Annotated in this window: 10 protein-coding genes and 1 pseudogene; 10 read left to right on the forward strand and 1 reads right to left on the reverse strand. The window is 45.3% G+C overall.

What is annotated here, in order from left to right; all coding sequences use genetic code 11:
* Window positions 1-47: 47 nt before the first annotated feature.
* The 4 genes from allD (at window position 48) to arcC (ending at window position 5,365) form a co-directional block, all read left to right on the forward strand.
* Window positions 48-1,097, forward strand: a complete 1,050-nt coding sequence (gene allD / locus DRW41_RS01265; protein ID WP_115450152.1) for an ureidoglycolate dehydrogenase — start codon at window positions 48-50, stop codon at window positions 1,095-1,097.
* A 119-nt stretch (window positions 1,098-1,216) separates the two neighbouring features.
* Window positions 1,217-2,962: an acyl-CoA synthetase FdrA gene (gene fdrA, locus DRW41_RS01270; protein ID WP_115450153.1), complete on the forward strand. Its 1,746-nt coding sequence runs from the start codon at window positions 1,217-1,219 to the stop codon at window positions 2,960-2,962.
* A 44-nt stretch (window positions 2,963-3,006) separates the two neighbouring features.
* Window positions 3,007-4,281 (forward strand): YlbE family protein, encoded by a 1,275-nt coding sequence (locus DRW41_RS01275; protein ID WP_115450154.1) that lies wholly within the window; start codon window positions 3,007-3,009, stop codon window positions 4,279-4,281.
* A gap of 148 nt (window positions 4,282-4,429) precedes the next feature.
* Window positions 4,430-5,365 carry a carbamate kinase gene (gene arcC, locus DRW41_RS01280; protein ID WP_115450155.1) on the forward strand — a complete coding sequence of 312 codons (936 nt, stop codon included), beginning with the start codon at window positions 4,430-4,432 and terminating at the stop codon, window positions 5,363-5,365.
* Window positions 5,366-5,441: 76 nt separating this feature from the next.
* On the opposite strand, the pseudogene DRW41_RS01285 reads toward arcC, so the two are convergent.
* Window positions 5,442-5,604 (reverse strand): annotated as a pseudogene (locus tag DRW41_RS01285) (SDR family oxidoreductase); the annotation flags it as partial.
* Window positions 5,605-6,052: 448 nt separating this feature from the next.
* Between DRW41_RS01285 and DRW41_RS01290 the strand changes: the two are divergent.
* The 6 genes from DRW41_RS01290 to DRW41_RS01315 all read left to right on the forward strand — a co-directional run bounded on the left by DRW41_RS01290 (window position 6,053) and on the right by DRW41_RS01315 (window position 14,383).
* Window positions 6,053-7,477, forward strand: a complete 1,425-nt coding sequence (locus DRW41_RS01290; protein WP_115450156.1) for a purine-cytosine permease family protein — start codon at window positions 6,053-6,055, stop codon at window positions 7,475-7,477.
* 226 nt (window positions 7,478-7,703) lie between these two features.
* On the forward strand, window positions 7,704-8,363 hold the full coding sequence (locus DRW41_RS01295) for a Dph6-related ATP pyrophosphatase (RefSeq protein WP_181884368.1): 660 nt from the start codon (window positions 7,704-7,706) through the stop codon (window positions 8,361-8,363).
* Between the two features lie 198 nt (window positions 8,364-8,561).
* Complete coding sequence (locus DRW41_RS01300; protein WP_115450158.1) at window positions 8,562-9,134, forward strand: hypothetical protein; 573 nt, start codon at window positions 8,562-8,564, stop codon at window positions 9,132-9,134.
* Window positions 9,135-9,297: 163 nt separating this feature from the next.
* On the forward strand, window positions 9,298-10,149 hold the full coding sequence (locus tag DRW41_RS01305) for a DegV family protein (RefSeq protein WP_115450159.1): 852 nt from the start codon (window positions 9,298-9,300) through the stop codon (window positions 10,147-10,149).
* A 315-nt stretch (window positions 10,150-10,464) separates the two neighbouring features.
* On the forward strand, window positions 10,465-13,545 hold the full coding sequence (locus tag DRW41_RS01310; protein WP_142752166.1) for a GNAT family N-acetyltransferase: 3,081 nt from the start codon (window positions 10,465-10,467) through the stop codon (window positions 13,543-13,545).
* A complete protein-coding gene (locus DRW41_RS01315) occupies window positions 13,532-14,383 on the forward strand; it encodes an amidohydrolase family protein (protein ID WP_115450161.1) in 852 nt (283 codons plus the stop codon). Before DRW41_RS01310 ends, DRW41_RS01315 begins: the two co-directional genes overlap by 14 nt.
* Window positions 14,384-14,475 lie beyond the last annotated feature (92 nt).

The raw sequence follows: 14,475 nt of genomic DNA on the forward strand, positions 1-14,475 counted from the left end.
TACGAGGATAAACTGGGAAGGTTTAACGATGTTAGGGGTGAGTAGGAATGAGATTGTCTAAAGAGCAATTGAAGAATTTAATCTCGACAAAGCTCCAAAAGGCTGGACTAACTGAAGAGCATGCTGCCGTTGTGGCAGATGTGCTTGCTCATGCCGATGCCAGAGGCGTCCACTCTCACGGCGCCATGCGCGTGGAATATTATGCCGAAAGAATTGCTAAGGGTGGAATCAATAATAACCCGGACTTTACGTTTGAAAAAACGGGTCCATGTACAGCAGTTTTTGACGGTGATAATGGGGCAGGGCATGTTGCGGCAAAGGTCGCTATGGATGAAGCCATTAAAATGGCTAAGGAAAATGGAGTCGCTGTCGTGGGGGTCAGGCGAATTGGCCATAGCGGCGCGCTTTCCTATTTTGTTCAACAGGCGGTCAATGAGAATTTGATTGGAATTTCCGTGTGCCAATCCGATCCGATGGTTGTTCCTTTTGGCGGATCTGAGCCTTATTACGGAACAAATCCAATTGCGTTTGCCGCACCTGGCAAGGACGGTAAGCATATTACGTTCGATATGGCGACAACCGTACAGGCCTGGGGAAAAATTCTTCATGCCAGATCGAAAAATGAACCCATTCCAGATACATGGGCTGTTGATAGCAACGGAGAACCAACAACCGATCCATTTAAAGTAAATGCATTATTGCCTATAGCCGGTCCAAAAGGTTACGGGCTCATGATGATGGTTGATGTTTTATCCGGTATATTACTTGGCCTTCCGTTTGGAAACAAGGTTTCCTCAATGTACCATGATCTAACTGAATATCGGAATCTTGGACAGCTCCATATTGTTATTAATCCTGAATTTTTCACAAACCTTCATGCATTCCAGGAAGGCATTGCAACGACAATGAAGGACCTTAATAGCATTAAGCCCGCTCCTGGCTTTGATCAAGTTTCTTATCCTGGCCAAAGAAGTGCTGAAAGGGAGAAGAAATATGAAGAGGACGGCATTGAAATTGTTGACCATATCTACGAGTATTTAAAGTCCGACGTGGTCCACAACAATGCGTATGACAATAAAAGTCCTTTTGCAAAGTAAAATCATAAAAAGGAAGGGTGGTCTCATACGAGATGCCACCCTTCTTACATGGGGATAACTAGCTTAATTAGGCAGCTTTTTTTCAACAAGAAAAATTACAAGAAGAGGTGCGTGAACCAATGCTATACACCATTATAAAAGAGAATTCCTACCAGGATTCTGTTAACTTAATGCTTCTTACTAATAAAATCTCGACAATGGATGGAATTAACAAGGTCCAAATCATGATGGGAACTCCAGCCAATAAAGATATTTTCAAAAGCTCAGGCCTTTACACTGAAGAGCTTGAAAAAGCGGCTGCAAATGACATGTGTCTTGTAATCGATACCGACCAGGAAGAAAAAATTCAGGAAGTACTTGATGAAGTCGATAATTATTTAAACAATCAGGCAATCAGCAGCAGTAAAGAGGAATTTGAATCTGTACGTACATGGGATAAGGCGCTTAAGGCTTTGCCAAGTGCGAATATCGCTTTGATCTCGACACCGGGCCAATACGCAGCAGAAGAAGCGGACAGGGCGCTTGACAACGATTTGCATGTCCTTATCTTCAGTGACAACGTAACGATTGAAGATGAACGCCGCCTTAAAGAAAAAGCTCATGAAAAAGGCCTTCTTGTAATGGGACCTGACTGTGGAACAGAAATTTTGTCTGGCGTACCGCTTGCGTTCGCGAATGTGGTTAAGCAAGGAAACATCGGACTTGTTGGTGCTTCCGGAACAGGTATTCAGGAAGTTACCGTCCAAATCGACCGGCTTGGCGGCGGTGTAACTCATGCAATCGGAACAGGCGGCCGTGACCTATCTGATAAGATTGGCGCAATCACAATGATCGATGCGATTAAAGGCCTTGAAGCACATAAGCAAACCGAAGTGATTGGGATTGTCTCCAAGCCACCTGCAAAAGAAGTACGCGACCAGGTAGTAGAATTGCTTCAAAGCCTATCTAAACCGGTTGTCGCTATCTTCCTTGGTGAAGAGCCGCACAATCATGAAGGTAATATCTATTATGCGAATACCCTTGAAGAAACAGCAGCAATTGCCGTAGATCTTGCAAAAGGAAATCCTGTAAAAGGAAACTATAACAAACTTGTTGGTGAAGTACCTTCAGTTGAATTGAAACCAGAACAAAAAACGATTAAAGGCCTTTATTCCGGCGGTACACTTGGATATGAAGCAGCAACCCTCATTAGCAGAGGCATTGGCCTTGGCAAGAGTGACTCCCATGAGGAAGGTTACTTGTTAAAAACAAACGGCTATGAAGTCGCTGACTTGGGTGACGATATTTATACTCAAGGAAAGCCGCATCCAATGATCGACCCTGATACACGAGTGAAATTCTTCCAAAAGGCCGCAGAGGATGAGTCTACAGCGATCATTCTATTTGATGTTGTACTTGGTTACGGTTCACATGAGGACATGGCTGGCGCGTTGATTCCTGCTATCCAAAAAATCCAAAGCAATGCGCGTGAAAACGGCAAAAACATTTACTTTGTTGCGACTGTTTGCGGTACGGAGCAAGACCCGCAAAACATTCATGAGCAAAAGTCAAAACTTGAACAAGCGGGTGTAATTTTACGAGACAGCAATAACCAAGCAATCCGCACGGCTCTTGCTATGCTTGATATCCGGATTGAAGAGAAGGATAAGGAATTGGTTTCTGGCAAAGCAGCTGCAAAAGCAGAAATCAACGTTTCTCCTGCCATCGAGAAATTATTGAACGAGAAACCGAATGTTGTCAACGTTGGCCTGAAGAAATTCGTTTCTGCTATTACAGAAAACGGCGGCAGGGCTGTTCAGTTCGATTGGCGTCCAGTTGCTGGCGGTAACGAGAGAATGCGTAAAGTTCTAAGTGTCCTTCGTTAATCCAATCGCAAATTACACTAACGTGAAAATCAGGAGGAAGTAAAATGTACGGACAATTTAAAACAATTGATGAAGCAAACCGCGCAGTAATCGATAAAGTTGTATCAAGTGCACCTTTCTTGGTAGATGTAGTGCCTGCAAAATCTGTCATTAAAGAATTAAACGGTAAGGTTCTGCTTCATGCAGGACCGCCAATCAAATGGGAAAACATGACAAGCCCGATGCAAGGATCTTGTATAGGAGCTGCTTTATTTGAAGGATGGGCGGCTAATTCCGAAGAAGCATTTAAACTTTTCGAGAATAATGAAGTTGAATTTATCCCATGCCACCATGTTAATGCTGTCGGCCCAATGGGCGGGATTACATCCGGCAATATGCCAGTTTTTGTTGTAGAGAATCGTGACGGCGATAATCAAGCATACTGCACAATGAATGAAGGTATTGGTGCGGTTCTGCGTTTCGGTGCGTATTCCGATGAAGTAATCAACCGATTGCAATGGTTTAGGGATGTACTTGGCCCAACAATAGCTAAAGCGCTAAAAGTTAAAGGTGACGGATTAAACATTAACGTTATGATGGCGAAAGCAATCACAATGGGTGATGAGTTCCACCAACGTAATATTGCTGGATCGCTTATTTTCCTAAAAGAAATCACTCCGTATATTTTAAAAACAGATGCATCTGAAAAGGATAAAGAGGACGTTATTCAATTCCTTGCTGATACAGACCAGTTCTTCTTGAATATTGCGATGGCAACAACTAAGGCTGTAATGGACACTGCACGTAAAATCCAGCATGGAACAGTTGTAACAGCAATGTGCCGTAACGGTTATGAATTCGGTATCCGTATTGCCGGTATGGGTGACCAATGGTTTACAGCACCTGTAAATACGCCTCAAGGTTTGTTCTTTACAGGTTATGATCAAAGCCTGGCTTGCCCTGACATGGGTGACAGCGCCATTACTGAAACATTCGGGATAGGCGGCTTTGCAATGATTGCTGCACCAGGTGTTACGCGCTTCGTAGGCGCTGGCGGTATGGACGATGCAGTTAATACAAGTAATGAAATGATGGAAATTTGTATTGACCATAACCCGAACTTCTCAATTCCTACTTGGGATTTCAAAGGGGCTGCCCTTGGAATCGACGCAAGAAAGGTAGTTGAATTAGGTATCGAACCAATCATCAACACTGGTATTGCACATAAAGAAGCAGGAGTTGGGCAAATCGGTGCGGGTACTGTCCGCGCGCCAATGGCTTGCTTCGAAAAAGCAATCGATGCTTATGCTGTAAAGCTTGGCCTAATTGAAGCTCAATAATGAAATTTTAGTTGGAGAGGAAACGAAAAACAATTCCTCTCCTCCTTTTATGAAAACGAGCAATTTTTTTGAAAATTTGGATTAAATGCTTCCATTAAGATCAAACTAAGTTGAGGCAACTAAGTAAATTTACAGGAGAGATATGACAATGAGCAAAATTGTTTTAGCCATCGGCGGAAATGCAATTATCAAAGAAGGACAAAAGGGTACTCTTGAAGAGCAGCAAAAAAATATTGATGAAAGCTGTGAACCTGTTCTTGCACTGATTGAGCAGGGAAATACAGTTGTAATAACTCATGGCAATGGGCCGCAAGTTGGAAACTCATTGATTAAAAACCAAATGGCTGAATCAGTGGTACCGGCTTATCCGCTTGACGTTTTAGATGCGGAGACTCAAGGTAATTTGGGATATTTAATTCAGCAAGCATTCAGGAATAAAATGGTTGAACGCAATATCCAGAAAACAGTTGCGACAGTTGTTACACAAGCGGTTGTTTCCAAAGACGACCCAGCTTTCTCCAACCCGACTAAACCAATTGGGCCATTCTATACAAAAGAAGAGCTGGACAAGGTCCTTGAAACTGAAGAAATTTCCTACATTGAGGACAGCGGCAGGGGATACAGGCGTGTCGTTGCTTCTCCAAAGCCAGTTACAATTGTTGAAAAAGAAGCAATTCAGGCGTTGCTTGACAAAGAAATCACAGTCATCACAGCTGGCGGCGGCGGCATCCCTGTTATCGAGGAAAACGGGAAGCTACAAGGAACAAATGCTGTCATTGATAAGGATTTCGCAAGTGCGCTTCTGGCTGCTGAAATCAATGCGGATTATCTATTCATCCTTACTGGTGTTGAGCAGGTTGCGATCCACTTTGGAACACCAGAACAAAAAAATCTGTTTGAAATGACGATTGACGAAGCATTGCGTTACATGGAAGAAGGCCATTTCCCTAAAGGAAGCATGGGACCGAAAATCGAAGCTGCAATCCTGTTCTTGAAAAAAGGCGGCAAAAACGTCATTATTACATCCATGGATAAGCTTCAAGATGCGCTGGAAGGTAAAACTGGCACACGTATAACATTATAATTTCAACAAGACAATTCTTCGGAGTGTCTACAAAAGCCCGCAAGAGGATATCCTCTTGCGGGCTTTTGATCGTTCGTTAATTGAATACCCTGCCACCATCAGTCAGAATTATTTTGCCCTGTGATGTAATCAGAGTTTGGTGAAGCCAGGAATGATACTAGATTGGCTACATCTTCTGGAGTTTGAGGGCGGCCGAGCGCAATGCCTTGTGTAAACTTTTTAAATGCTTCACTTTTTTCGGTTCGCAAGTTGAAGATTAGTATTCTAGAATACAGTTTAAGTATAAGCCTTAATTTTCTGTCTATTCAAACAAAATGCCTATCCGTGTTTTATAAACAACCTTTTTGCAGGATTTTAATTTTTGATACCTGGACTTTTTCTTCCATTCTAATTGAAATGTTCCATACAATTGGTTCTTTTAATCAAGGTAAATGTGGGTAGTTCACATCTGAATGCAGTCAAGTATCGCCGTAAGTCAGATATTATGTTATACTATTATTATTGCGGAAAAATTTTTAATGAAGAAGGGGGAGTAAGTGGTTTTTTTAAAAATAAAATAAGCCAATAGAAACACATTCTGTGATCCTTCAAAAAACAGCATTCTTTTTTGGGAGGGTAGAGTGGAATGTGAACAATTAAACGAATGAAGGAGACAGTCTGTGTAGAGCACTTTGAAAGGATGATTGCATGAGTGTAAACCAGACAACAGATCTCACAGTAGAAAAGGACGATTATTCATTTGATAGGGTTCCGGTAGAAAAACGGAACATGGGTTGGTTTAGTGTAACCAACATAACGTTTGGCATTGCCACCGCAATTTTCTATTTTCAAACAGGTAGTGTTATGGCACTTCAGTTTGGCGCAATGAACGCCATTATTTCAGCCATTTATGCCATCGTGATTGCCGGAGTCTTAGGTACAGTCATTGCCTATTTATCCGCGAAATCAGGGATGAACGTAAATCTTATGTCTAGACAGGGTTTTGGATATATTGGTGCTTCGTTAACCTCCTTAATTTACGCATCCAATTTCATCATGTATTGTGCATTCGAAGGTATGATTCTCGTTACCGCTGTACATGCATATTTCCCCGCAATTCCGCTATGGCTTCTAATTGTCGTGTTTGGATCAATTGTCATCCCACTGAATTGGTTCGGAATTAAACAATTAGACAAGCTGCAGAAATGGTCATTACCGATCTTCGGTATCTTCTTAATTACCACAATAATCGTTGCGTTCAATACCCCATCAAAGTTCGGTGGGCACTTTTGGACATATCTGCCGGATGGCGTGCAGATTGGCGGAACAGCCTTGCTTTTATGTATAGGAATGCAGCATGGCATTATGGGACTGACAGCTTTAATCGCGTCGGACTACGCGCGTTTCCTTAAGCCTAAAGATATTAAACTTGGGTCCATTATGATTGGATTTGTACCACAGGTATTCTGTTTCGGGGTCATGGGCTTGCTTGGAATCTGGTTTGGAGTCCGCTTAGGTGAATCGAATCCGGGTGTCTACATTGTCACACTTCTTGGACTAGGTGGAGTCGTTTTTACGATGCTAACGCAATTGCGTATTAACATTACAAATATTTATAGTGCTTCCCTGTCATTGTCCAATTTTTTTGAGAATGTATTTCATTTCAAACCCGATCGGCGTTTTTGGGTTGTTTTCTCGGCTGTCGTTTCAATGGCGTTAATGCTTGGCGGAATTCTCGATCATTTAGCCAGCGCGATGACGTTCCAGGGAGTTCTCCTGATGGCGTGGGCCGCAATCCTAGTAACAGATGCATTAGTCGTGAAGAAGTTGTTAAAAATTGTTCCGAAAGAATATGAAGCAAGACAGGAAAAATTGTATAAATGGAATCCAGCCGGGGTTGTTCCTCTCCTAATCTCAAGTGTGATTGGAACAATTGCGGCATTAGGATACATGGGTACGTTCCTGCAAAACACGGCGACTTTCTTTGGTGCCGTATTAGCCTCAATCCTTACCATAGCCATAGCGTTCTTTACGAAAGGCAAATACTACAGTAAAAATCACGCTAACACAAGGGATGTACGAGTTAAAAAAGAAAGTAAAATGTACACCACTCCAAGAGAAAAGACCACTTGATCAATTTGGGGACGGTTCTTGTTTGCCCTGCTGGGAAATGAGAGCCGTCCTTATTTTTTTGTTATAAATAATGTTCTGCCAAGTACAACATGAAAAAAGCAACTCACCAAATCAATGATTGTATAATTGAGAATATAAGGCTGTTTATGTAGCCATGTGATGGCGAATGGTTGCCTGTATTTTGAAAGTTTTACCGGAATCCAATTTGTTTTTTGGGGGAGAAAAAATGAAAGAACGAATCGCAATATCATGGAGTGGGGGAAAGGACAGCTGTTTCGCGCTTTATCAGCTTTTGCAAAGTGATGAATACATTGTTGATTCCCTTTTTACAACAATCACCGAAGAGTACAGCCGGGTCAGCATCCACGGCGTGAGGGAAAGCCTCTTGGAAAAGCAGGCGGATAGCCTCGGTTTCCCGTTAAAGAAAGTATACATACCCGCCGAATGTTCAAATGAAATCTACCAGGAAAGAATGGATGGAATAATGGAATCACTCAAAAAAGCCGGCGTTACGGCGGTGATGTTCGGCGATATATTGCTGGAGGATGTGAAGTCCTATCGGGAAAATCAGGTTCGGGAACATGGCCTGAAGGGGGTTTTTCCAATTTGGGGACAGAATACGAATACCCTCATTCGGGACTTTTTATCTCTTGGTTTCAAAACAATCACAACGTGTATTGATTCGGAAAAGCTGTCCGCCCCGTTTCTTGGGAGAGTGGTAGAAGGTGGATTCCTGGATGAGCTTCCGCCAGATGTCGACCCGTGCGGTGAAAACGGGGAATTCCATACGTTTTGTTTTGCCGGGCCGATTTTTAATCGGAAATTGGATATAACAATAGGTAACAGAGTGGACAAAGGCCGATTTCATTTTTGTGATTTGCGATAGCCGCTCAGAAAAATACGCAAAGGAATGGGCGCTGCTATTATTCATGATATCAGCCGTCCCTTTTACCTGGAAATTTACATCATTTGTACTATACATAAATGTCTTGCCCGTTAATATACCTAGAGTAACTCCATCTTTTTGGGAGGGCCTCAAAACCTATGGACAGTTTTCCATACTTCAAAACGGGTGGTGGGTTGTATGGCGTATTCAAGCTTTATCCGTTTCACTGGTTTGTGTGGGATTATCGCGGGGCTTCTGACCGTTTCGCTGTCGGTCTGGTACAACATTTCAATGGAAGCATTCGGTTCGTATGTTGATTTGATTGGCATGCTGTTTCTCCTTCTTGCACTTATTGGGATTTATCTCGTCAATGCGAAAAGTTTCGGGAAAACGGGTTTCGGCATCTTCTTATTAACCTTTTTTGGAGCGGCGATGTGGACCGGGCACAGCTGGGTGAACGCGTTTGTCGTGCCTGTCCTTGAGAAAAGCGCTCCGGCAATCCTTGATAAGCCGCCGTCATTACTAATGATGGGAGTATCATTGTCACTCTATCCATTTTTTATCGGGCTTCTCTTATTCGGCTTGTTTCTTGCCCTGAAAGGGATTCTTCCGAAGTGGGCTGGCATCATTTTAGCAATCGTTCCAATCCTGGATTTTATCCCGTATGGATCCTATGTAGCACAGCCCCTTGCTGGCGTTGCAATCCTCTGGCTTGGATGGGTGCTTTGGAAAGAAAAGTACAACAAAACGGCGTTATACGGCGGAAGGTAAAAACCTGCTAAAACGAATGATTCGCTCCAATCCGCTGAAACGGGTTGGGGCTCTTATTAATTAGGCCAGCAGGAAAATTCAATAGTTAATGTATGTTTTTCCCTTCTCATGTATAGTTAGGGTAAGGTTTCAATAGTACTGGCTATATGGAAGGGGACATACGATGAAGCGAATTATTTTAACAACGGAGAGCGGCGCGGATTTACCAGAGGACTTGGCACGGAAGCATGCGGTCCAGGTGGTCCCGATGCATGTCATCATGGATGGGAAGGATTATTTGGATGGAGACCTGCCAGTGGAGGATATTTACGAATATTATGACCGGACGAAAAAAATACCTTCAACCGCTGCCACGAACGTTCATGAATATCAGGAGTTTTTTGCGAAAATAAAACGGGATTTCCCTGGATGCACCATTGTGCACATTGGGTATACATCGAAGGCGTCTGTCTCTTTTCAAAGCGCAGTGATTGCCTCCGAGGATATCGACAATTTGTATCTTATAGATGCCTTGAATGTTACAGGTGGATTGGCGGCCATTGTTATGTATGCTGTAAAAGTGCTTGAAGAGGAGCCTTCCATTGAGCCTGAACGGTTAATTGATAAAATAGAAGCGATCGTTCCGAAATCACGGCTTGCATTCATCCCAGGCAGCCTCGATTTTTTACGGGCAGGTGGACGGGTCAGCAATATTGCCTATCTCGGCGGTGCTTTATTAAAAATTAAACCAGTCATCGAATTGATCGACGGGAAGCTAGTGTCCACTAAAAAGTACCGCGGCAAAATGAGCGCGGTTTCCGAGAAACTTATGTCCGAATATTTAAGTGAATACAATATTGATAGAGAGCAGCTTTATCTCCTGTATTCACTTGGTCTTGATGAAAGCATTAAACAGCGGATGGATGAAATTGCAAAGGAGGCCGGGTTCAGGAATGTCCGGTGGATTCAGGCCGGAGCGATGATTTCCACCCATGCCGGGCCTGGCGGGTTTGGCGTTGCGGGGTTGGAAGTATAGTTTAACTGTGATGCTGATAAAAGAACATTAGTGCTCAAATTAGAAAGCCTTCTCGACATATTAGCCGGGAAGGCTATTTATTTCCCTGGCATGCCAGGCAGGTTTTTAGTTTGAAGTTTCAGTAAATTGAGGGGAATTCCTTTACTGCCTTGTTTGGCCTGCTATATAGTAGAAGGGTGGTTGCAAAACCAAATTTTACTAAGGAGGAGAGCGGAATGTTGATGAAATGTACTGTTTGCAAAGGAAAGGGTATTGAAGAAAATAGGAAACTGGAAACCTAGCGGGGCTGGGATTTGGAACGGAGGAAAATTTTTTATGAATTTAACAAAGGAAGAAATTAAAATTGTAGAATACCACGAAGGGCTTGCCGCGGGTGTTGCGGAAATGTGGAACCTAAGCCGAGAGGGCTGGGGCGGGGATGCGCAGGTTACGACCGCCGAAAAGGTCCGCGTCCAGGAAGCGAACTCCGGCAACCTGAACCTTTTCCTCGCGATGGACGGGGACAAGGTTGTCGGCTATTGCGGGCTTTGCGAGTATCGGGAGGATGAAGGGGCGCTGTATATTCCGCTCCTGAACGTCCGTACCGATTATCATGGAAAGAAAATAGGCAAAATGCTTGTCCTGAGGGCGCTCGAACGGACAGTTGAACTCGGCTGGCCGCGGCTTGACCTGTATACGTGGCCAAGCAACACGAAAGCTGTTCCGCTTTACAAGAAATGCGGATTCTTCTGGGAGGACCGGGATGATACGACGCATCTGATGAATTTTTTGCCGACGGTCCTGAATACTGAAGCCGTCCAGGGCTTTTTCGCTGAGGCGGATTGGTATGCGGACAGCACGAGAATCATTGAAGTGACGCCGGATGGCAGGAAGGACAACGACTTCTCCTATTACGAGTATAGCTGGAAGTCTGGCGCAGGCAGCCTGCGGATGGAATTCGAGCGGACCGGCCGGGGGTTACGGCTGATTGAAACGGACGACTACCATATTTCTGTGGCGGTTGAGGATTTCAAGCTTGTTTGCGGGTCGGAATACACGGTCACTTACGATATAAAAAATAAGTCCGGAAAACCGCTTCATGTCGAGCTTGAAGGCGTGGACCATAAGGCTGTCACGTTTAATTTCAAAAAGGGTTTGGCAGTTGAAGATGAAACAACCGTCGAAGCAAAGTTCATGCTCGGCGATCCGGATGAGGAGCAGAGCAACTGGCGCACCCACCCATCCGTCGTTACCAGGGTATTGATCAATGGGAAGGAAGCGAAGTTCGGTGTCGGCGTCCTGCCGAAGCAGCCGGCGAAAGTGGCCGGGACCGTTCCTGGTTCGCAAAGCTACCTTCATGAAGAAGCGGTTTTCTATCTTGACGTGGAAAACAACTTCAGTGAACCGGCTGCGTTCACGATTCAGTTTCCGGAAAACGGGTTTGTGCAGCTGCCGGAGAAAACATTCACTGTTAAACTTGGCGCGAGAGGGAAAACGTCGATTGCGATTCCGTATGTATTGAGTGGCTACGGTTTTTATGCACCGGAGCTGAAAATTGACGCGGCCGCCGAAAGCGGGACGTTGTCCACTTTTACCAAAAAGCTGGGTCTTGGCTTTAAGGGGCCAGGTGCGCGTTTCAGTGGTGAGTGTGAGGATTACTGGCATATTTACAATGGTTTATATCATACGTATTTGCGGAAGTTCAACAACTGGGTTGTTCCAGGCAGGCTGACGAAGGGCGCGCAGAAAACGATGGGCATGTATCCGAAAATCGGGAAGCCGTATTCAAGCGAGTTTTCGAAGCGGAAGCCTGTCCGCGTCGAGTACAGGGAAGAAGGCGCGGCGATTGTGATGTCTGCGGTTTATGAATCGGATGATTTCAAGGGGCTTGTGTTTGTCAGCGAGTCTAAACTGTACGGGGAGGGCTTGCTTGAGCAGTGGTACATCATCCGAAACATAGCCGAATCGGAGACGGATTCGCCAATTAGTGTGTATCAACCGATTTACCATGAATTGAACCGGCCTGTTTTTGCGATGGATGGGGAAATCGTGGCATTCGATGAGAAGGCGGATGCAGAATACGGGCTTTGGGACAGCAGCCGTCTTTCGGAAAACTGGCTGTTCTCGCGGCATGAGCCGTATGCCCAAGGGGTCGCGTGGCCTGAAGGTGCGACCGTGAATTACGAGTCTTGGTATATGTATGTGGAGCATGAACTTGGCCATATTCCGGCTGGCGGCGAGCTGAGGACGGAGCCGGTCGCGCTGTCGTTCGGGGCGTATCAAAGCTGGGAGGAGTTCCGGGAGTTTGCGACGAGAAGGAAGCATCGGAAGGAAATTGCCGTGGAACCGGTGGAAGTTCAAGTAGCCAACCGGGAGGACGGCTCCGAGGAAATTATTCTTTCCGGCCGGAAAACAAGTTTTTTCGATGGAGAAATGAGTTTCGAACGTGATGGATGGGAATTTTATAAAACAGGGCTTGCTCTTGACGAAAAAAGGCGGGAGGCATCGGCGTTTGCCGAGAGTGGTGCCACGCCGCTTTCGATTGTGTCGGCGGCATACGAAATCAACGGAATTAGTGACAGGATGGATGTGCTCGTCCTAAACCCAACAGAAGAGACTGTTGCAATCCGAGAAGAGGAGCGGGAAGGCTTGACGGTTTGGAGAGCGGGAAATGGCATGCTGTCGATCGCGGCTTCGAAGAGTTTTTATCCGTCGCTGTTCTCACTTGAAGTTTCTGGCCGTGAATGGCTGGACTCGTCCTTCCCTTCGCTTGCGCCGAAAGCGTGGTGGAATCCATGGAGCGGCGGGATGGTGACCGGTATTGAAGGCATCAACACGAAGTCGTTCGCGAAGGAAGAAACGCGCGTTGGCGCCGCGGCACTTCTTGATGATGAAGGCCGCGAGTGGCGCGGGCTCAGGGTTTCGACTGTTTTTGAAAAGAACGAGATGTGGAAGGGGCTTGGCATCCATCAGTATTTTTGCATGCTGCCGGGCGTTCCGGTTCTTGTGAACGTGACGAAATTCAGCCAGAATAGCGGAACGTATTTCCATAATAAAAACTGGTTCAGCCAAATATTTTTTAAAAAAGGCTGGTTGAAAAACGCAGGAGGTACGCGTTCGTATCTGGCGGGGAAATCGGAAATCATGACCTACCTATCGGGCCATGCGGTCATTGGTTCGGACGATTGCGCCGAGTTTCTCCAGGTGATTGCAGACCGGGAATCAAAGGGCATGGAAACCTACATGAACAAGGAAGTTATGCTGATTGGCTTGGACCGCTCCATCGACCTTGCCCACGGTTCCGAATGGCTGTCCGCTCCGTCGTTCACAGTTGCCGCAGACCGTGTGCTTTCCGAAGGTGAAGTGAAAGGCCTGAAAAAATTGACATTTAAAGAGGTAAGCAATGAAAATTATTGACGCTCATATCCATTACTCCGAAATCGGGAGTTTTCATGAAACTGCCCGGAACATTTCGAAGGTCGACTATTCATATGAGGGAATCCAAAAGGAGTTCGCTGAAAATGGCGTAGTGCTTGGGATTGCGATGGGCGTGACGGAAACAGCCGGGGAGGGGTTTCCCGACTCGGCTGCCGAAACCCCAATGGGTATCGATCTGACGCCGGACATTCCGAAAAATATCGTGTATTGCGCCGGAGTCAATCCGTTTAATCTGGACGCGGCGGCGCTTGCCCGGCTTGAGCAGGATGTGCAGAAGCCTGATTGTGTCGGAATTAAAATCTATCTCGGCTATTATCCATTTTATGCGTATGACGAGGTGTATGAGCCGGTGTACCGGATTGCGAAGGAGTATGGGGTTCCGGTCGTCTATCATACCGGGGATACTTATTCCGAGCGGGGCAGGCTGAGGTTTTCTCATCCGCTTGCGATTGATGAAGTCGCCGTAAAGCACCGTGACATGACGATTATGATGGCGCACTTTGGTGATCCGTGGGTGCTAGACGCCGCGGAGGTAGTGTATAAAAACCGCAATGTGTATGCGGATTTGTGCGGATTGGTTGTCGGGGAAGACGGGGACATCAGGAAGCTTCAGCAAACAAGGTTCTTCGACCATTTGCTCCATGCGCTAACATTTACGAATAATTATGAGAAGTTCCTGTTCGGGACCGACTGGCCGCTTACGCCAATCAAGCCGTACATCGAATTTATCGCGGACATTATCCCAAAGGAACATCACGAAGCCGTATTTTATGAAACGGCGCTGAAGGTTTTTCCGAAGATTAAGGGGTTTTTGTAATTAATTGTCTACTCCCAAAGTCTTAGTTATTTCCATTATAAAGGCCAATGTGTAAAAAAGTGCAGCCTTGTAAGATGAAGATAACAAGAGCA

The organism is Neobacillus piezotolerans (assembly GCF_003362805.1).
Lineage (GTDB): Bacteria > Bacillota > Bacilli > Bacillales > Cytobacillaceae > Bacillus_D > Bacillus_D piezotolerans.